The following is a 19,386-nucleotide window of genomic DNA, read 5'->3' as shown; positions in this document are numbered from 1 at the left end:
GTTCAGTTCTTGCCAAGCTCCTGGCGGATGCGTCCGTAGAGATCGTCCTTGAGTTTCTGGTAAAGTTCCGGGTCACGCTTTTTCGCGTCCTCCGAGCGTGCGTCGGCGAGGGGCCACTTGCCGACGACCTTGAAATCCCGGTCCACCAGCAGGAAGCCGAGGTCGTGGGCGAATTTGCCGTTCGCCTCGACATCGACGGGATCGGTGCGCTCGCGGATGCCGAAGAACTTGAGTTCCTTTTCGAGATATTCATGGGTGGCCTTCACCTCACCCGCATTGAGGAACCACCAGTTCTTCGTCTCGGCGCCGAGGGCCTTGGCGTAGTCGGAGAGCTTGTCGTGCTTGTCGTTTTCCGGGTCCACCGAGATGCAGGTGATGTGGAAATCCGGATTCCCCTTGAACTCGTCATAGAGCTTCCGCAGCTCCTCGCCATTCCTCACCGCGCAATGCGGGCAGATGGCGAAGAATTCGGCGACGACCCACACCTTGCCGCGCAGGTCGGAAAGCTTGACGGACTCGTTGTCCTGGTTGACGGCGGCGAGATCCTTTTCAATGGGAAACCATTCGCGGACGGTGTCTTTCCCCATGTCCACAGCCGGTTCCGTATAGGTGTTGGTCAGTCCGGGCCTCAGTGAGAACGCGATGGCGAGGATCCCGACGCAGAGAGCGGCCACGCCGGTGTAGAAGAGGGCGATGGTGGTGTTCTTTTTCATTTCACGTATTTTTCTGCCAGAAGCTTGTCGATGGTATGGTTGAGAAGGATTTCCAGTTGCTCGGAATTGGAATGATCCGTGCCTGTTTTGACTCCCTTCGCGTCCCATCCCGCGGCCTGGTCGAAATCGAAGGTGGCGATGAACGGAGGGCCGCCCTGTTTCTGCGGCACCACCGCCCGGCGGACATGGCCGTTTTTATCGATCAGCACGATGGCGGGGTCGTATTCCCAACTGCCTCTTGCCTCGTTGGGGTAAACATTCGCCTTGAGCTCGTTCTTGATGAACTTGTGGAGGGTCTTTGGCTCGTTGCTGCCAAGCCACCACTGCGGCAGGGTCATGCCGTGGGCCGCGGCCGTTTCCTGGAGGGCTGGAAGGAGCTTCTCCGAGGGCATGGGGTCGAGGATCAGGGTGACAAGGTGGATGTCGCCGTCCGCCTTGCGGGTCCCGGCGAGACGTTTCATCACCGCCAGGCTGCGTTCGGCGGCCTGGGGATCACGCAGGCTGATGACGTTGAGCGCGATGACCTTTCCGCGCAGATCCACCAGATCGACGGTCTTTCCATCCTGCCGGAGCATGCGCAGGTCGCGTTCCGGAGTGATGCGGTAAACGACGGCGGGCCGGTCGTCTTGGGACTGCTTCACGGACCACTGCTCGTAGGCTTTCAGGATCAGCGCGCCACCGACGATCATCATGGCGAGCAGGACAAATGCGGTGTTGCGAAGCTTTTTCGGGTCCCGGATCGCGGGTTCTTGGCTTGGATCAGGCAGGGGCATCGGCGGCGGAAGGTAGTCGGGTGGTGCGGCTAAGCAAGCCGGGGACGGTTATTTCTTCCCGATCTTGATCTCGAACATCTGGGGCCAGTATTTGCCGGTGACGAGCAGGTGGCCGGTGGCCGGGTCGTGGGCGATGCCGTTGAGAACCTCGGCGCGACCGGGATTCGCGAGCTGGTTGCGGAGGCCCTTGAGGTCGAGCCAGCCGGTGACCTGGCCGGTTTCCGGGGAAATGCGGGCGATTTTTTCCGTCAGGTAGATATTGGCGAAAATCTGGCCATCGATGAATTCCAGTTCGTTGAGCATGCGGACCGGTTGCGTGCCGTCCTTGACTTCCAGTGACCTGGTGACGGTGAAGTCCTTGGGGTTGAGGAATTTCAGCGTTTCGCTGCCGTTGCTCATGATGAGCTGTTTGCCATCGTTGGCCAGTCCCCAGCCCTCGCCTTCGTAGGTATGGGTGCGGATCGGCTTGAAGGTGTCCGGCTCCAGCACATAAACGGTTTTCTCTTTCCAAGTCAGCACCCACATCTCGTTGCCCATGACGGTGAGCCCCTCGCCGAAGACGTTTTTCGCGAGCGGACGCTTGCGGAGGACCTTGCCGGTGGAGGGTTCGAGCTCGCGCACGGTGGACTCACCGTATTGGCCGGTGCTTTCGAAAAGGCGGCCGTTCACCAGTTGGAGACCCTGGGTGTAGGCTCCTCCGTCGTGCTCGCGGGTGGAGACGATCCGGTAGGACAGGGCATCCGGTGCGGGCTTGTGACAGGAAACCAGCGCCAGGCTGGCGGCGAGTGAGACGAGCAGGCGTGTCATGACGGTAGTGATTTGAATTTTTCCCAACACTGGAGAAAACCGGGTGCGAAGTCGGCAGGTCTCGCGGCGATCCACGCGCCGACCTCTTCCAACGGGAACCAGATGGCCGCTTCGACCTCCGCCGAGGGGTAGCGCAGCGCTCCATCGTAGCGGACCCGGTAGAGGCGCACGTGTTCCCAGCCGGTTTCCTCGCGAGGGGTGATGCGGGCGATCTCCTCCGGCGTGGTTTCTGACACGATGCCCATTTCCTCCTCCAGCTCCCTCACGGATGCGGCGAGGTAATCTTCACCGGAATCAAGATGGCCGGAGACACTGGAATCCCAGAGGCCGGGGCAGAGATCTTTGAGCGACGAACGTTTCTGGAGCAACAGATCCCCGCGTTTGTTGAAGGCGAAGACGTGCACCGCGCGGTGGACCAGCTTCTGTGCGTGCACCTCGCCACGGGTGGCGGTGCCGGTGACGTTGTCATTTTCATCCACCACATCGAAGATCTCCCCGGCTTTCTGGGCGATGTCCTTGAGCGGGTGTGGATCGAAGGCCCGCGTGAGATCCACCCACTGGACCAGCGTGAGTTCCTCGCCGCGCACGGTGGTGTTCACGCCCAGTTCCCGGGTGACGGTCTCCCAATCGGGCCCGTCGGGCAGTTGCTTTTTCAACTGCTTGCGGCGCTGGGCGAAGCCACGGCGGATGAGCTCGTCATACAAGCGGTAGTCGAAAACCGGCAGCCCGCTCGTCCGGGGTGTCAGCACCGCGACGCTGGAGTCGATCTTCGGCTGCGGGTAAAACGCTTCGGGAGGCACGGTGCGGAGGGATCTCACCTCCCAGTTCGCCTGTGTCCGCAGGGAAAGAATGCCGTAGTCCTTGGTACCCGGCTGCGCCGCGAGACGGTCGATGACTTCCTTTTGCAGCATGATGACCGCCCGGTCGAACGGATGCGGACGGCTGAGAAGGTTTTTCATGATCGCCCCGCCGCAGGAATACGGGAGATTGCCGAGGAATTTCAGCGGGCGGTGTTTGAAGAGTTTCCTGCCGTCGAACTTCACCGCGTCCTCATGATGGACCTCCACGCCGGGATCGTCCTTGTGCTTTTCCTTCAACGCGGCGGCCAGGCGCGCGTCGAACTCGATCAGGATCAACTTCCGCACCTGACCCACGAGGTGCGTGGTCAGCGAACCCGCTCCCGGGCCGACCTCCACCACCGCGTCATCCGGGGAAATTTCGAGCTGGGAGACGATCCAGCGCGCCATATTCGGGTCGATGAGGAAGTTCTGCCCAAGCTGCTTGCTCGGCAGCACCCCCGCGTGATCCAGCAGTTCCCGTATTTCTCGACCCGTCATGGCCGCCGTTCATGGCCTATCCGCAGGCCACGCGCAATAGCGGAGAGTGGGGAGACCGCCGGGTGGCGGGGGGAAAATAGGGGCCGGACTAGCATCTGGCCTCGTTTCCCTGCGGGTTTTCACCTTCTGCGCCTGCAGAATCCGAGCAAGCCCAACAACCCGAGGAGGGCCGTCGACGGCTCCGGAACAATCGCCAGAATCTGGTTCCGGTAGGATGCGATGTCGGCGATCGCCGTTTGTTGTCCTACGATGGCGGAATTCGCCCCGCCGGGTTGGTTTTCATAGGTCGCCACGGAGAACATCATGCCGGCGAGCTTCCAGGATGAGCCGCTGTAGATGAATGCCCCGCCACCCGAGTCTCCCGTCACCGCCTGCGCCTCGTTGGCATACCCCGGGTTGTCGAAGCTCGTGGTGAAATACCGTACATCCGCCCCGGCAATGTTCACCGTCTGAACCGATACGGAGGCCACGTCATTCACCCCCCAGCGGACTTCGTGGGTTCCGATGGTCTCATAGCCCTCGCGGTTCGGACTGCCGGGAGGGGTTTCGACCCAGGTATCGTTGTTGATTCCAGCCACCGGCGTATGGATCCAGGTGGTGGAAGTGTTTTCCTGAATGCGTCCGTTCCCCACCAGGATCGCGTTGTCCGACAGGGCGGGGCTCAAGGATGCGAGATCCACCGTTGGCAACGCCAATGAACCCGCAAGCCGGAATACCACCATGTCCGTGTAGGTGCTCAATCCCATGCCGGTCGGGTTGGTGATGCGCTGCCAGCTTCCCGCCTGGGTCGGGTAGGCGACGCCGCCGAACGTCGCCGTGGCGGGCAGCGATCCCGCCACATGATTCGCCGTCAGCACCCATCCACCGCCCAGGTAGATCCCGGAACCGCTGGTGTTCACCACGCCGACATTGCCGAAGAGGCCGAAGCCGGGAATGATTCCGGGAGCCGTGTTGTTGATATTCCCGGAAAGGTTCACCACCGCTTGTGCGGACATTGCGGAAAGCACGAAAATGGCGGGAATCCACAGCCGGGATATTTTCATAACTATGAGACTCAGAATTTTCCGGAGGATTGGCAAATGGAAAATTTCCAGCATTCGCGGTCATTGACGCAGCCCGCCCAATCGTTTCCCATCCGCACATGCCGTTGTCCGAGCCGAAAGCGAAAAAGCCCCTCTCTTCCCACCGATGGGTTCTCAGCTATCTCATGCGGGAAAAGGCCGTGTTCCTGCCATCTCTCGCCGCGCTTTTCTTCACCGCGGTCCTCTCGCTCGCTTTCCCGTATTTCCTCAAGGAACTCATCGGAAATCCGACCGACGCGATGATCAAAGGGGTGGATCCCGCCATCATCCTGGAAAAATCCAACCGCATCGTGCTGATGCTCGTCGGTACGCTGGCGGTGCAGTCCGTGATCGCGTTTTTCCGCGTCCAGGGGTTCATCCGCTCCGGTGAGGCCGCGCTGAACCACCTGCGCCGTGACATTTTCGCCCATCTCGTCAAACTGCCGATCGGTTTCTACCACGAGCAGCGTTCCGGTTCGCTCAGCAACCGCGTTTCCGCCGATCTCGGCATCGTCCGGGACACCTTGCTCAACGCCGTGCCGCAGGCGGTGCGGCACAGCGTGATCCTCGTCGGAGGCCTGGTTTTCATCTTCATTTCCTCGTGGAAGCTCTCGTTCATCATGCTCGCCAGCGTGCCGGTCGTCGTGCTCGCCATCGCGTTCTTCGGCAGGAAGGTCCGTGGTTTTTCCAGGGATGCCCAGGACTCCCTCGCGGAAGCCGGCACCGTGATCGAGGAATCCACCCAATCCATCGCGGATGTGAAGGCCTTCGGAAATGAAACGTTCGAAGCCCGCCGCTATGACCGGGCGCTGGACCGTTTCATGGATGTCACGCTGCGCGGCGCCCGCCACCGTGCGGCCTTCCTATCCTTCATCATCTTCGCCCTTTTCGGCACCGTCGCATTCGTCACCTGGTTCGGGGCGCGCATGTATGCGCATGGCGAGATCGGTTGGACGAATTTCGCGGCCTTCATCCTGTTCTCTATTTTCGTCGGCGCGTCGCTCGGTTCGTTTCCCGAAATCATCTCCCAGTTCCAGCAAACCGCCGGTGCCACGGACCGTCTCCGCGAGATCCTCGACACTCCGACCGAGCGCGCCACCGGCCGGAGCGACATCCGGCTCGAGGGGGGGCTTTCTTTCGAGGGCGTCAACTTCCGCTACCCTTCCCGGCCCGATGTGCTGGTGCTCGACGACATCCGGTTCGATGTCCGGCCAGGGCAGCGCGTCGCTCTCGTCGGCCCTTCCGGTGCTGGGAAATCCACGGTCTTCTCCCTCATCCTCGGTTTCCACGCCCCGGAGCACGGCCGGGTGTCCTTTGACGATGCTGATTCCTCCGACATCAGTCTTGCCTGCCTGCGCGGGCAGCTCGGCATCGTCCCGCAGGAGGTCCTTCTTTTCGGCGGCAGCATTCTTGAGAACATCGAGTATGGCAGACCCGGAGCCTCGCGTGAGGAAATCACCCGGGCGGCCGAGATGGCGAACGCCCATTCGTTCATCAGCGCCCTGCCGTCCGGCTATGATACCCTGGTAGGCCCACGTGGAACGAAGCTTTCCGGCGGCCAGCGCCAGCGCATCGCGATCGCCCGTGCGATCCTGGCGAATCCGAGCATCCTTCTCCTCGACGAAGCCACCTCCGCGCTCGACTCCGAAAGCGAACGCCAGGTGAACGAAGCTCTCGAACGTCTGATGGTCGGTCGCACCAGCCTCGTCATCGCCCACCGCCTGTCCACCGTCCGCCATGCCGACAAGATCCTCGTCTTCAGCCACGGGAAAATCGTGGAAAGCGGCAGCCACGAGGAACTCCTCGCCCGTGACGGGACTTACAAGCTGCTCGTCGAGACGCAGCTTGTGTGAGGGTTTGTGATGCCCCTCAGAACAGACCGAGTTCGTCCGGCCTCGATGGCGGCGCCGGCGCGCCGATTTTGGCATACGCCGCGGGCATCGCCGTCCGACCGCGCGGCGTCCGCATCAGGTATCCCTGCATGATGAGGAACGGCTCGTGCACTTCCTCGATGGTGGCGGCATCCTCACCCACCGCGACGGCCAGCGAGTTCAGGCCGACGGGACCGCCGTTGAACTTGTAGATGAGCACCTCGAGCAGGCGCTTGTCCATTTCATCAAGCCCTTGGGAGTCGATCTCGATCATCGCCAGCGCGGCATCGGCGATTTTTCCATCGATGTGCCCTTTCCCCCGGACCTGGGCGAAGTCGCGCACCCAGCGCAGCAGCGCGTTCGCCACACGCGGCGTGCCGCGCGAACGGGAGGCGATTTCGAGCGCGCCGGCCCGCTCGGTGGGTACGTCCAGCAGACCTGCGGAACGCTCGATGATGTCCGCGAGTTCCTCGTGTGTGTAGTAGTCCAGCCGGTTCGCCAGGCCGAAGCGCGAACGCAAAGGAGCGGTGAGCATGCCCGAGCGGGTCGTCGCGCCGACGAGGGTGAATTTGGGCAGATTGATCTGGATCGACCGTGCCGACGGACCGGAGTCGATGATGATGTCCAATCGGAAATCTTCCATCGCGGGGTAAAGATATTCCTCGATGGCCGGGTGCAGCCGGTGGATTTCATCGATGAAAAGGATGTCGCCTTTCTGGATGTTTGTAAGGATGCCCGCGAGGTCGCCCGCTTTTTCGATCTGCGGCCCGGATGTCGTGTGAAGCTGGGTCCCGGCGGCGCGGGCGATGAGGTTCGCGAGGGTGGTCTTGCCAAGGCCGGGCGGGCCGGAAAGAAGCACGTGGTCGAGCACGTCTCCACGCTGCTTCGCCGCCTCCAGCATGAGCAGGATGCGCTCCTTGACTTTCTCCTGGCCGATGAATTCCGAAAACGCCGGCGGCCGCAGCGAGACATCGAACGAGGTCGCGGGTGCGGCGGTGGTTTGTTGGTAGAAGTTTTCGGACATCGTGCGGAGCGATTCAAACGTGTCGGGCGGCGGGTGAGAAGCGCGGAGTTCAGCCTCCGTTCCAGATACAGCTTGTCGTGGTGGGACTGTCATGAAAGTCTGGAGAATCATGTCACTGGACCCATATTCCTCTCCCGTAGCGAACAGCGTCCCGGGGAGCCTTTCTTCCGGTAACGCGATCACCCAGGGAATCATCGAGCAGCTCGCGAGGACGAAACCCTGGGTAAGGTTCATTTCGGTGATGGTGTTCATCGGCGCGGGACTGATGGTTTTGCTTGCCCTGGTCACGATGCTCATTGGCATCCCGGCAAATTCCAACCCGATGTTCGGCAAGGGGCTCGGATTCGGATTCGGCGGCATCTACCTCCTGTTCGCGGGTGTTTATATCTATCCCGGGATCAAGCTGTGGAAATATGCGAGCCGCATCGGGGATCTGGTGCGGTCTGGAAGTGTGATGGACCTGGAGGGCGCGCTCAACGAGCAACGGTCGTTCTGGAAGTTCCTGGGAATCGCGATGTTGGTGATCCTGAGCCTCTATGTGCTGATCATCGTCGCGGCGATCGTGATCACGTCTTTCGGAGTCATGGCGGCGAAAGGCATGTGAAAACGCTCCGCCCATGAAAAAAGCCGGCAGCTTGGGAAAGCTTGCCGGCTTGGAGTTGTTTCCTACGTTGCATGCGTTTCAGCGTCTCTTCCTTCGGAAGGCAAGGATCGCGGCGGAGGCCGCCAGCAGTGCGGACGAAGGCTCCGGAACCGCATTGCTCAGGGAATAGGTGTCCGCGCTTTCCAATTGGATGCCCAGCACTCCGGTGTGCACGATCTGCCCCCATGAGACGTCATAGGAAGTGATCGGATCGCCGAAGGAACCGAGATCCCACTGGAAGGTGAAGGCATAGGTCTGGATCGGTCCCCCGAAATCCACCGAACCCACCCGGGTCGTGCCAAACCAGTCGGCGGCCAATGCCTGGCTTCCTCCGTTGAAGCCGAGCGTGGGCAGGCTGCTGAACGATCCGGAGGGCAGCCCTTCATCGCCGTTGCTCCACGAGACGATGGTGATGGCCACCGTCCGGATGTCGCTGAAGGAAGTCACCGTGTCCGACACGCGCAGCGTGGAATTCGAGCCGAAAGAATAGAGACCGAGGCTGGCGGGATAGTGGCCTCCGGAAACCCGCAGCAGCATGGCGTCACCGGAGCCGGCTTCGTTGGATCCGAAGCCGGAACCTGTCGAGAGGGTGGTGGTGGTGAGGCCCGGCGCGGAAGAGCCGAGGCGGTCCCAGCCGTCGTATTCCTTGTTGCCGGTCAGGTTGTTGTTCACGATGGCCGCTTGCGCGCCGAGGCATAGGAGGCCTGCCGCGGTGGACGTGAGGATGATTGTCTTGTTCATGGATCGGAGTCGGGTGCGGTTGATTTTTGGAATGCCGTCGCGGGTCGGAATCATTCCGGACCGGACGGGTGCCAATGAATCAAAACCAGGCCTCCGGAGGCTAACGACGCGTTGCCAATTTTCGGCGGTGCAACGACGGATGCGTTGCCTCCGGACCTCCGTCAGAGATCACTTTTCCTCCCTCGGAGGCGGCGGAAGCCGAGGTCCACCCGGCAGGGCGGGCAATCCGCGGGGCAATCGGATCTGCGGTGCTATCGGGGTTTCCTCCAGCGTCAGGAGATACGACCAGTGGTAGATCTTGTCGGAGGGAATCTGATACCGTGGTAGGGCAAGGGCTCCCCACGAATTCGTTCCGCCCAGACCGGACTGCCGATGGTCGAAGTTCAGCGTCTGGGATCCGGAGTCTGAAAACTCTCCGGGATGCATCGCGAGCTGGATGTCGCGGGCTGTGGAGGGATAGCAGCTCATTTCCAGCAGATGTCCGCCCGTCGCGTCCACCCGCAGGCTGCTTCCGCCGACAGGACTGGAAATGGTGGCCCAGCGGATGTCGGTCCGGTTTCCGGATTCCTGGGGATCCGCATAGCGGTGGAACAATGTGGGAATGAACCCTTCGTGCACGGTCGTCCAAGATCCGCTTTTCCTGTCCACATAGTTCTCATGTGGGCCGTTTCCGTACCATTTCCACATAGAGGCTCTGTTGGAAACACCGCATTGGAAGCCGATACGAGGAATGGTTGGCAATCCTTTTCCAGGACGGAATTCCGTCTCGATTCCGATCTGTCCGTTGCCGGTGAAGCGGTAGCGGATCGTCGCGCCGCTGTCCGCAGCCGGGATGCCTAGTTCCGCAGTGACGAGGACATCGTTGCCGTCCCGCACGGCGGTCACGCTTTTCGCCCTGGCCCGGTTGCCCGCATGTTGCCAGACCTTCAGCTTGTGATCGAGTTTCGCGCCCTCGTCGTTGTTGGTGGTCGGTCTCCAGAAATTCAGGCGCAGCGGGAAGAGCAGCCACTCCTCATTCTTGGCTTTGAGCGAATGGAGGCATCCGTCGGCCTTGTCGACGACCGCCGTGACGTCTTTCGCTTTCAGCGTGATCCCATTTTCATCTTCGGAGAATTCGGCGGCGGTTTGCGAAGGTGCCGGCGAGGCCGGAGTGCGCCTTCCCCATGGCAGGGGAATCTCGTCCCACGCGATCGGCATGCCCGCGGGATGCCAGGCATTCGCGGCCTTCAGGTCGTAACGGACACGGAAATAATACTCGGCATCGGGTTTCGCCGTGTGCCCTGTCGGGATTTCCAGTTCCACTGATTGCTGTGGGGAGACGGGAGCGAAGTCGAGCCTCCCCTCCGCGACTGCCATGCCGTCCTCCATCAGTTTCCAAGAGCCGGTGACATGGCCGGTATCCCGGAAGAAATACTCGTTGTGTATCCGGATTCTGACATTCGGAGTCGAGACATCCACCGGAGAGGTGTGGATTTCCTGATGCACTTTTTTCACCTCCTCAAACTGTGGTGAAGGCGCGCCGTTCGACATCACCAGTCCGTTGCATGAAAAGGAGCCGTCGGTCGGACGCTCGTTGAAATCCCCACCGTAGGCGAAACAGCGCAGAGTCTTCGGCTTCTCGGCATCTTTGGCGAAGTCGAGCAGGACCAGTGGTTTTTCCGCGTTCCCGGCGAGTTCGGCGGCGGTCAGGGCCCGGTCATACACCGCCGCTTTCCGCACCGCGCCCTTGAGACGTCGCGCGGTTTCTTCGGTGTCGATGCCCACGGCGACTTCGAATGGATTCTTGGATACGACAGCGGAGCAGGGTTTGGTCGCGGCTTCCATGCCGTCGATGAAGATGAGCAGGTTTTTTCCATCATACACCCCGGCGTAAGTATGGAACTGCGATGCCGCGTCTTCGGGCAGCGCGGCCTTCACGTTGTGCCAGATTCCTTCGGAGTGAATGAAAAATTCGAGATTTTTTCCATCATCGGTGATCTTGAGCGAGTAGGAGGTGTCTCCTTTGGTGATCAACGGTTGTCCGCCCTGGTTCTGCCCTGTGAGATTGAGGCGGGCCTCGGCGACGAGCGTCAGGCTGCCAGCCAGGTCGAATCCTGCGGATTTCTCCACGACTGCGCCGCCGCTGTAGAGTCCTTCATCTGTTGCGAGAGAGCCGAATAGCCGGAAGGCGTTGCCATTTCCCGAACGATCCTCGAGATCGGAGCTCTTGTGCTTGATCTGGAGGAAGGACTGGTCTTTCCAGTCCCAGATAAAACCACCTTGATAAAGACGTTCCTTGCGGATGAGGTTCCAGTAGTCGCTGAGATTTCCCGAGGAATTCCCCATGCCATGGTTGTATTCGCACTGGATCAACGGACGTTGCCGGTCCAAAGGCTTCCGTTCCTCCTCGCGGCAGTATTTCTCGCATTCCGCGATGGTGGCATACATAGGACTCCACAGGTCCACATGCGGCTGGTACCCGCCTTGTTCGTAGTGAACGGGGCGGGACGGATCACGCTGGTGGATCCACTCAGAACATTTGACGAAATTCTCTCCATCTCCCGCTTCGTTCCCCATTGACCACATGATGACCGACGGGTGGTTCTTGTCGCGCTCGACCAGGTTTTTGACACGGTCCAGATGGGCTTCGAACCACGCCGGGTTCTTCGCCAGCGATTCCTCCTTGTAACCCATGCCATGGGATTCGATGTTCGCCTCCGCGACAACGTAGAAGCCAAGCTCGTCACAGAGTTCCAGCAACGCGGGATCATTCGGATAATGGGAGGTCCGGATTGCGTTGATGTTTCCGCGCTTCATTTGGAGGAGGTCCGCGCGGATGTCGGCGGTGGTCACGTAATGGCCGGTGCGCGGGTTGTGGTCGTGACGATTCACGCCCTTGATCAGGACAGGTTGGCCGTTGTGGAGAAACTGTCCGTTTTTGATTTCGTCACGGCGGAATCCTGTCTTGCCCGCGTATGTGGCGATTTCCTTGCCGGATTGATCGGCGAGCGTGATCTCGTAGCGGTAGAGGTCGGGAACCTCGGCGGACCATGCCTTGACGTCCGGGATGTTGGGAATTTCCGCATGGAACTCCGTGGGACTTCCTCCGGCACGCGCGGTTCCGGAGACAGGCGCGCTGATGACCTTGCCATCGGGTGACGTCAGGGTCAGCGTGGCAACCACCGGAGCATCCGTATTTCCACTGTTCGAGATGCTCGCATTGAAGGTGATTGTCCCTGTCTTGTAGTCGTCCGCAAGCCCTGTATTTATCCAGAAGTCATTGATGTCAAGAGAGTCTCTCGACCAGAGGTAGACATCACGGAAAATGCCGGACATGCGGAACATGTCCTGGTCTTCGAGATAGGAAGCGTCCGAATACTGATAGACTTCCGCCGCGAGCAGGTTTTCCCCCGGTTGCAGGTAATCGGTGATATTGAACTCGGCCGGCGTTCTGGAGTCTTCGGAGTAACCGACCTTTTTACCATTGATCCAAAGATAGAACGCCGAGTCCACCGCACCGAAAACAATGTGGGTCCGGCGGTTTTCGAAACCTCCCGGCAGGCTGAACCGATGACGGTAAGAGCCGACCTGATTCCGGTTGTCTGCCGGGAAATTTGTGAAATGTCGTGGTGGTTCTCCCATCACCGTCGGCGGGTTTTTCGCGAAAGGGTAGGTGATGTTCGTATAGAGCGGAACGCCGTAGCCCTGCATCTGCCAGTTGGATGGGACCGGAATTTCCTTCCATGTGGAGTCGTCGAAGGATGGGCTTTCGAATCCGGCGGGTTTTCCGGCGGGATTGCCGATGTGGTGAAATTTCCAGTTTCCGTTCAGTAAGAGGCACCATGGCGACTCCATGCGTCCCTTGGCAGCCGCTTCCTTGGTCGGGAACGGCATGGAGGTCGCGCGGGGCGCCTCCTTGTTGATCCGGAAAACCGCGGGATTCTCCCAATCCGGAACCTGGGCCGAGGTGGGCAGGGTCAGGGCGATAGAAAGCAGGAAGGGTTTCATGACGGACTATTTGAAATTGACCGATGCCCGGCGGAGCCGGTCCATGATGGCGACACCGAGTCCTGTCTCGCTCACCGGCTCCACGATGATGGCATCCAGTCCGGCCTCATCCATCATACGCATGACGAAAAACAGGCGGATCGCCGCTTCGGCGAGTTTTCCACTGCCGGGGCTGAGCGATTCGATGGCTTCCCAGTCGTGGAGATTCACATAAGGACTGTCGTCGTCACCCGTGTAGCTGAGGAGGCCGTACTTCTTGCCTTCCTCCGGCACGAAATCCTCCGGCTTTTCCAACAGGATCAGCGGGGTGAGCGGCGCGTAGTGGCTTTCGAGCTGACCCGGTGCCTGCGGGGCCTCGCTCTTGTTTTCGCGGAATTTCTCCACCTTGCCGAAATTCTGAAGCTGCTCTTTCGTGACGGGGCCGGCCCGGTGAAGCCGGAAAACCGGTTTCTTTCCCTCACGTGGCTCGATGGAGATGATCGTGCTCTCCACTCCCTCGCTGCAGGCTCCGGCATCCACGATGAGGGGGATGCGTCCTTCCAGTTCCTTCATCACCGCGGAGGCTGAGGTGGGGGAGATCCTGCCAAAGCGGTTCGCGCTTGGTGCGGCGATGGGGCGTCCGAGTTCCTTGCCTACCGCGCGGAACACCGGATGCGCGCTCTGGCGCACCGCCACCGTCGGCAGTCCGCTGGTCACCAGATCGGGGACATCGGGGTGCTTTGGTAAAATCAAGGTGAGGGGACCGGGCCAGAATTCGGCGGTCAACTTGTTGACCGTTTCCGCGATGTCATCCGGCACGATGGCGACATCCTTCAAATCCCCGCGCGACGCGATGTGGACGATGAGCGGATCGAACGACGGTCTTTCCTTCGCTGCGAAAACCTTCGCGACGGCTTCGGGATTCAGCGCGTCCGCACCGAGGCCGTAAACGGTTTCGGTCGGCAGGGCGACGATTTCGCCGGCACGCAGCATGGCGCTGGCCTCGCGCACGGCGTCTTTCATTTCATCATCGGCGGCTTGTAGGATTCTGGTCTCGGACACGCGCGACTTTTGCCAGAGCATCCCGCCGCTGGCGAGAAAAGATAAGGCGGGCGGGATTACGACCGCTCCAACCAGGCCCGCCATCCGCCGAAATCGGTGATTTCCCCGGCTCCTTCGATCGCCCTAGGCTCGGCGATGAATCCCGGAACTTCCTCACCGTTTTCCAGCTTCACCTTGCCAATTCCCAGCGGTCCGGGGATTTTTGAAACGAAATCACCGAAATCCGCGGCTTCGAGTTCCCAGACCTCCACGTCGATGCCGGCACCGCGTTCATCATCCCTGATCAACGCGGGACGCGGGGGAATGGTTCCCACCGGCGGCATCGCAAACATCCGGTAAACCGGCGCGGTCCGCGTTTTTTCGCGAAGGACGGCACCACGATCCGCGAGCTGCCAATGCAGTGCGAGTCCTTCCAGATGCGCTCCGCAGACGAGCAGGGGAATCCTCGTCGGTTTGCGGATCTCAATCTCCGGTTCTCCCCTGAAGCGGGCGGCCAATCCCAGCAGGACCACATCCCAGCCCGCCGGTGCCGCGAGGGTGACACCCCAGGGAGCTCGTCCGGATCTCGCCCGCCCGGCGGGCACCGCGACGGCGGCGAGGTCCAGCAGGTTCATGAAATTCGTGTAACGTCCGAGCGTCGCATTCGTGCCGTAGGGCTCCTGCAGATTTTCCGCTACGGTGTGGATCCGTGGAGTGGTGGGCAACAGCAGGACATCGATCTTTTTCCAGACAGCCTCCGCGTCGCGGGCATGTTCCCGCAGCTTGTATTGCGCTAGGAAGGTGGATGCCGCGTCCCAGCCTTTCGAACCTTCGAGGATTTTCCGAGTGACCGGGAAAACGGCATCGGGATTTTTTTCCACGAACCCTCCGACCGCCGCCCAGCGCTCCGCGACCCACGGGCCTTCGTAGAGCAGTTTCGCGGCTTCCGTGAATGCGGTGAGATCCACCATGACAGGGGTGCCTCCCAGCGATTTCAATTTTTCAACCGCCGCCGCAAAAAGTCCCGGCGTGTCCGGATCGCCCGCGAAATCGGGAGACACCGGCACTCCGAAGCGGAATCTCGCTCCGATCCCTCCCTTGGGGATCACCTTCCGGGAAAAAGCATCCGCTTCGTCGTAAACGGACACCGCTTCCGATACCAGCAGGGCGTCCGCGGCCGTGTTCGCGAAAACCGAGATGCAATCCAGCGACCTGCACGCGGGAACCAGCCCGCGATTGCTCAGCAAGCCTCTGGTGGGTTTCCAGCCGATCAGTTCCTGAAATGCCGCCGGCACGCGGCCCGAACCCGCCGTATCGGTCCCCAGGGAAAACGCGCACAGGTCCGCAGCCACCGAGGAGGCGCTGCCGGAGCTTGATCCGCCGGGAAGGAATTCCGCGTCAATGGCGTTCCGTGCGACCCCGTAGGGACTGCGGGTGCCGACCAGTCCGGTGGCGAACTGGTCCATATTCGCCTTCGCGATCGGAATCGCTCCCGCAGCTCTCAGGAGCCGCACCACCTCGGCATCCTTGGTTGGCAGGTAGGCGTATTCGGGACAACCCGCGGTGGTCGGCCAACCGGCGACATCGATGTTATCCTTCACGACGAAGGGAATGCCCCACAGCGGGAGTCCCTCCGGCATCGCTTCGACGGCAGCGGCGATTTCCAGCAGGACGGATTTCTCCGGCAGATGGATGAAGAGTGCCGGATCATTCCAAGCGATGGTCTTATCCCGGATTTCCCCGATGATTTCGGAGGGTGTGGCACCTCCGGCGTAGCGGGTCTTGAGTTCGGTGATGGTCATTTTCAGATTGCGGGTTTCACAATGACGAGCGGCTGGCCCGCCCTTACGCTGGCCCCTTCCGCGACGAGGATTTCGACGATTTCGAGCGGTTCATCGGCTTCCAGCGGGACCTCCATTTTCATGGCTTCGAGGATGAGCGCCGTGGTGCCGGCAGCGATCCTCGTGCCAGCCAGGGCTTCGACTTTCCAGACGCTTCCGGTCACAGGACTGTCGAGGGTGGAGCATCCTTCGGGGATCACCACGGTATCCTCCTCCTCCACGGTTTCCGCGGGTGCGTCCATCGAGAGACCGGCTTCCTCCCAACGCTTGCGTTCCGCCTCGTAGCCCGCGCGCTGTTTGTTTTGGAACGCCTCGATGCCTGCGGAGTTTTCCGCCAGGAACGCTTCGTAATCCGAAAATCGGAAGACCTTTTCCTCGATCTCCAGCTTGTGCCGGCCACGTGGCACCTCCTCGCGCAGCCGCAACAGTTCTTCGGCACTTACCGGATGGAAACGCAGTTGGTCGAAAAATCTCAGCAGCCACGGTTTTTCGAAATCCGCCGTTTTGCGCCAGCGGTTCCACACCGGGATGGTGCGTCCGGTGAATTGGTAGCCGCCGGGGCCTTCCATGCCATAGATGCAGAGATATGCCCCACCTATACCGACGGCGTTTTCCGGCGTCCACGTTCGTGCCGGGTTGTACTTCGTCGTCACCATCCGGTGGCGTGGATCGAGCGGAGTGGCAACAGGAGCCCCGAGATAGACATCGCCCAGCCCCATCACCAGATAGGACGCTTCGAAAAAGATCCGGCGCACCTCGTCGATGGATTCCAGGTCGTTGATGCGGCGGATGAACTCCAGATTGCTCGGGCACCATGGCGCGTCGGGACGCACGCTCTGCATGTAGCGGCGGATGGCTTCCAGCGTGCTCGGATCCTCCCAACTCAGAGGCAGGTGGACCACGCGTGTCGGCACTTCGATCTGCTCCAAGGGCGGCAGGCCTTCGATGCCGTCCCGGATGATTTTCCACAATTCACCGCGCCCGATCACTCCCGGATCGAAGTGGACCTGCAACGAGCGGATTCCCGGTGTGAGGTCGAGGATGCCGGGGATGGCCCGCTCCTTCAGCCACTCGTGCACGACGTGGACCTTGAACCGCAGCTTGAGGTCAAGGTGATGCGGACCGAACTCGATCAGGAAATAGCGGTCTCCCGCACGGCGGACGACCACGGCGTCATCTCCCTCTCCAAAGGAATCGATGAAACACGAACCGCGTGCCGCCTCCGAAGGGTCGGCGAGTTCCGATCGCTTTCCTGAAATGAATTCAGCCACCTCGGTCTGTCGGTCCCGCGCCCATGCCTCGTCCACGGGAACGAACCGGATGCGGTCTCCGGGGCGGAGCTGGCCGAGTTTCCACAGCTCCGCGTCCACCACGACGACAGGGCAGACGAATCCACCGAGGCTGGGGCCGTCAGGGCCGAGGATGACGGGCATGTCACCCGTGAAATCCACCGCGCCGATGGCGTAGGCGTTGTCGTGCAGGTTCGAGGGATGCAGTCCCGCCTCACCGCCGTCGGCGCGCGCCCACTTCGGCTTCGGGCCGATGAGGCGGACACCGGTGCGGGCGGAATTGTAATGGACCTCCCACTGTGTTGCGAAAAAGGTGTCGATGTCCTCATCGAGGAAAAAATCCGGCGAACCGTGCGGGCCGTAGAGGACGGCGATCCGCCAGTCGTGACCAAGGGGCGCCGGTTTCAACCGGCCGGTTTCATGGGGTGTTTCAGACTTGCCGGCTCCAGCCGGTGAACTCCTGATGCCCAGCACATCCCCCGGCAGCAGCGCCCTTCCAAACGGGCCGCCGAATTTCCCCAAGGTGAATGTCGAGCAACTGCCCAGATATTCGGGAGACTCGATCCCACCCGCCACCGAGAGGTAGGCGCGTGCTCCGGCTCCCTCGAACCTGCCGATTTTCAGAACATCCCCGGCTTCCACGGCGATGGCTTCGTTCATCGGCACGGGTTCGCCGTTTTTCAGCATCAGCGCGGACGCTCCGGCTACCGCGATAACAGCAGGTGAATTGAACCGCAGCGTCGGACCGGTCATCGTGATTTCCAGGCCCGCCGTGCCCTCCTCATTTCCGACGAGGGTGTTCGCCAGGCGCAATGACAGCGGGTCGAACGGCCCGCATGGGGGCACGCCCACCTCCCAATACCCCACGCGGCCGGGCCAGTCCTGCACCGTCGTCATCGTCCCTGCGGACAGTACGTCGATGGTGCGGGGCGTGTAGGAGAAATCCACCATGTCACGCATGGCGACGCCGCCCAACAGGTATGGCGTCCATCGTACGATGCCGCGCAGGTAGCGCAGGTTTGTCTCGATGCCGGAGATTTTCGTTTCATCGAGCGCCTTTTCCAGCAGATGCACGGCGGTCTCCCGATCCTCGCCGTGGACCATCACTTTCGCGAGCAGCGGATCGTAGAAGGGACTGACTTCGGTGCCGGGCGAGATCCAGCCGTCGCAGCGTGTCCAATCGGGAAAAACCGCTTCCGTCAGCAGGCCGCAGCTCGGGCGGAAGTTATGGTTCGGATCCTCCGCATAGACGCGCGCCTGGATCGCGCAGCCGCGCGGAGTGGGGCTGGCATCCGGCATTTTCCAAGTCCGGTCCAGGGCGAGGCGCACCATCCACTCGACGAGATCGATGCCGGTGACGAGTTCCGTGACCCCGTGTTCGACCTGCAGGCGGGTGTTCACCTCGAGAAAAAAGAAATCATCGCGGTCCGCGTCGTAGATGAATTCCACGGTCCCGGCGGAACGGTAGTTCACGCTCTCACCGAGTTTCACCGCCGCCGCGTGGAGCGCGGTCCTCGTGCGGTCGGGCAGGTCGGGAGCGGGTGTCTCCTCGAAGACCTTCTGGTTGCGGCGCTGCACCGAACAATCGCGCTCGCCGAGGGCCAGCACCTTTCCGTTTCCGTCACCGAAGATCTGGACCTCCACGTGGCGGCCCCGCTGGATGAACCGCTCGATGAAGACGCCGCCGGAGCCGAAGCTGCGTTCGCTGAGACGCACGACGCTTTCAAACTCGCGGCGCAGTTCATCGGCGTCGCGGCAGACCTTCATGCCGATCCCTCCGCCACCGGCGGTGCTTTTCAACATGACCGGGTAGCCGATCCCCTCCGCAGCGGAGATGGCGGCCTCCGCATTTTCCAGAAGGCCCGTGCCCGGAACGAGCGGCACGCCCGCGTCACCCGCGAGACGGCGGGCTTCATGTTTCAAGCCGAAGGCGATGATCTGTTCCGGGGTGGGGCCCAGCCATCTCACGCCGGCGTCCTCGCACATGCGGGCGAAGTCCGTGTTCTCGCTCAGCAGGCCGTAACCGGGGAAAACCGCGTCCGCTCCGGATTCCAACGCGATTTCCAGCAGCTTGTCCTTGAGCAGGTAGCTTTCGGAAACCGGGCCGGGTCCGAGGTGGCGGGCCTCGTCCGCGAGATCGACATGCGGTGCTCCGGCGTCGGGATCGGAATAAACCGCGATGCTCCGGTAGCCGAGTTTTTGAAACGTGCGGATGGCTCGGGCCGCGATTTCTCCGCGATTGGCAATGAGGATTTTCATGGGAAACTGGGAGCGCGGAA

13 protein-coding genes are annotated in these 19,386 nt (G+C 61.3%); 2 read left to right on the top strand and 11 right to left on the bottom strand.

All coding sequences use genetic code 11. The features are described 5' to 3' along the window. Positions 1–2 precede the first annotated feature (2 nt). From JIN84_RS07005 to JIN84_RS06985, 5 genes are all read right to left on the bottom strand, one after another. The gene (locus tag JIN84_RS07005) at positions 3–713 is read right to left on the bottom strand and encodes an SCO family protein (RefSeq protein ID WP_200350317.1); all 711 of its coding nucleotides are present in this window, start codon (positions 711–713) and stop codon (positions 3–5) included. Continuing rightward, a complete protein-coding gene (locus JIN84_RS07000; RefSeq protein WP_200350316.1) occupies positions 710–1,486 on the bottom strand; it encodes an SCO family protein in 777 nt (258 codons plus the stop codon). The genes JIN84_RS07005 and JIN84_RS07000 overlap by 4 nt, the downstream gene beginning before the upstream one ends. 48 nt (positions 1,487–1,534) lie before the next feature. Beyond that, the gene (locus tag JIN84_RS06995; protein WP_200350315.1) at positions 1,535–2,293 is read right to left on the bottom strand and encodes a glutaminyl-peptide cyclotransferase; all 759 of its coding nucleotides are present in this window, start codon (positions 2,291–2,293) and stop codon (positions 1,535–1,537) included. Then, a complete protein-coding gene (gene rsmA, locus JIN84_RS06990; protein ID WP_200350314.1) occupies positions 2,290–3,630 on the bottom strand; it encodes a 16S rRNA (adenine(1518)-N(6)/adenine(1519)-N(6))-dimethyltransferase RsmA in 1,341 nt (446 codons plus the stop codon). Before rsmA ends, JIN84_RS06995 begins: the two co-directional genes overlap by 4 nt. 119 nt (positions 3,631–3,749) lie before the next feature. After that, a complete protein-coding gene (locus JIN84_RS06985; protein ID WP_200350313.1) occupies positions 3,750–4,673 on the bottom strand; it encodes a PEP-CTERM sorting domain-containing protein in 924 nt (307 codons plus the stop codon). Between the two features lie 98 nt (positions 4,674–4,771). On the opposite strand from JIN84_RS06985, the gene JIN84_RS06980 reads away from it, so the two are divergent. Beyond that, positions 4,772–6,544, top strand: a complete 1,773-nt coding sequence (locus tag JIN84_RS06980) for an ABC transporter ATP-binding protein (RefSeq protein ID WP_200350312.1) — start codon at positions 4,772–4,774, stop codon at positions 6,542–6,544. Between the two features lie 16 nt (positions 6,545–6,560). Here JIN84_RS06980 and ruvB read toward each other — a convergent pair whose 3' ends face one another. Then, positions 6,561–7,586, bottom strand: coding sequence for a Holliday junction branch migration DNA helicase RuvB (gene ruvB / locus JIN84_RS06975; RefSeq protein ID WP_200350453.1), 1,026 nt, complete (start codon positions 7,584–7,586; stop codon positions 6,561–6,563). A 109-nt stretch (positions 7,587–7,695) separates the two neighbouring features. Here ruvB and JIN84_RS06970 point away from each other — a divergent pair, with 109 nt between their 5' ends. Then, positions 7,696–8,190: a DUF5362 family protein gene (locus tag JIN84_RS06970; protein ID WP_200350311.1), complete on the top strand. Its 495-nt coding sequence runs from the start codon at positions 7,696–7,698 to the stop codon at positions 8,188–8,190. A 78-nt stretch (positions 8,191–8,268) separates the two neighbouring features. Here JIN84_RS06970 and JIN84_RS06965 read toward each other — a convergent pair whose 3' ends face one another. From JIN84_RS06965 to uca, 5 genes are all read right to left on the bottom strand, one after another. Further along, on the bottom strand, positions 8,269–8,970 hold the full coding sequence (locus JIN84_RS06965; protein ID WP_200350310.1) for a hypothetical protein: 702 nt from the start codon (positions 8,968–8,970) through the stop codon (positions 8,269–8,271). Between the two features lie 168 nt (positions 8,971–9,138). Further along, positions 9,139–12,957, bottom strand: a complete 3,819-nt coding sequence (locus JIN84_RS06960; protein WP_200350309.1) for a glycoside hydrolase family 2 TIM barrel-domain containing protein — start codon at positions 12,955–12,957, stop codon at positions 9,139–9,141. Between the two features lie 6 nt (positions 12,958–12,963). Further along, a complete protein-coding gene (locus JIN84_RS06955) occupies positions 12,964–13,998 on the bottom strand; it encodes an L-threonylcarbamoyladenylate synthase (RefSeq protein ID WP_325099569.1) in 1,035 nt (344 codons plus the stop codon). 56 nt (positions 13,999–14,054) lie between these two features. Continuing rightward, the gene (gene atzF / locus JIN84_RS06950; protein ID WP_200350308.1) at positions 14,055–15,779 is read right to left on the bottom strand and encodes an allophanate hydrolase; all 1,725 of its coding nucleotides are present in this window, start codon (positions 15,777–15,779) and stop codon (positions 14,055–14,057) included. 2 nt (positions 15,780–15,781) lie between these two features. Further along, positions 15,782–19,366: an urea carboxylase gene (gene uca / locus JIN84_RS06945; RefSeq protein WP_200350307.1), complete on the bottom strand. Its 3,585-nt coding sequence runs from the start codon at positions 19,364–19,366 to the stop codon at positions 15,782–15,784. Between the last annotated feature and the right edge of the window lie 20 nt (positions 19,367–19,386).

Source organism: Luteolibacter yonseiensis, assembly GCF_016595465.1.
GTDB lineage: Bacteria > Verrucomicrobiota > Verrucomicrobiia > Verrucomicrobiales > Akkermansiaceae > Luteolibacter > Luteolibacter yonseiensis.
The sequence above is the reverse complement of the archived record's forward strand: the minus strand, read 5'-3'. Positions and strand labels throughout refer to the sequence as shown.

Excerpts from the sequence above, each read along its gene's own strand:
- JIN84_RS07000 (WP_200350316.1), bottom strand. The coding sequence starts at position 1,486 with ATGCCCCTGCCTGATCCAAGCCAAGAACCCGCGATCCGGGACCCGAAA.
- JIN84_RS06960 (WP_200350309.1), bottom strand. The coding sequence starts at position 12,957 with ATGAAACCCTTCCTGCTTTCTATCGCCCTGACCCTGCCCACCTCGGCC.
- JIN84_RS06985 (WP_200350313.1), bottom strand. The coding sequence starts at position 4,673 with ATGAAAATATCCCGGCTGTGGATTCCCGCCATTTTCGTGCTTTCCGCA.
- JIN84_RS06980 (WP_200350312.1), top strand. The coding sequence starts at position 4,772 with ATGCCGTTGTCCGAGCCGAAAGCGAAAAAGCCCCTCTCTTCCCACCGA.
- JIN84_RS06970 (WP_200350311.1), top strand. The coding sequence starts at position 7,696 with ATGTCACTGGACCCATATTCCTCTCCCGTAGCGAACAGCGTCCCGGGG.
- rsmA (WP_200350314.1), bottom strand. The coding sequence starts at position 3,630 with ATGACGGGTCGAGAAATACGGGAACTGCTGGATCACGCGGGGGTGCTG.
- JIN84_RS07005 (WP_200350317.1), bottom strand. The coding sequence starts at position 713 with ATGAAAAAGAACACCACCATCGCCCTCTTCTACACCGGCGTGGCCGCT.
- ruvB (WP_200350453.1), bottom strand. The coding sequence starts at position 7,586 with ATGTCCGAAAACTTCTACCAACAAACCACCGCCGCACCCGCGACCTCG.
- atzF (WP_200350308.1), bottom strand. The coding sequence starts at position 15,779 with ATGACCATCACCGAACTCAAGACCCGCTACGCCGGAGGTGCCACACCC.
- JIN84_RS06995 (WP_200350315.1), bottom strand. The coding sequence starts at position 2,293 with ATGACACGCCTGCTCGTCTCACTCGCCGCCAGCCTGGCGCTGGTTTCC.
- uca (WP_200350307.1), bottom strand. The coding sequence starts at position 19,366 with ATGAAAATCCTCATTGCCAATCGCGGAGAAATCGCGGCCCGAGCCATC.
- JIN84_RS06965 (WP_200350310.1), bottom strand. The coding sequence starts at position 8,970 with ATGAACAAGACAATCATCCTCACGTCCACCGCGGCAGGCCTCCTATGC.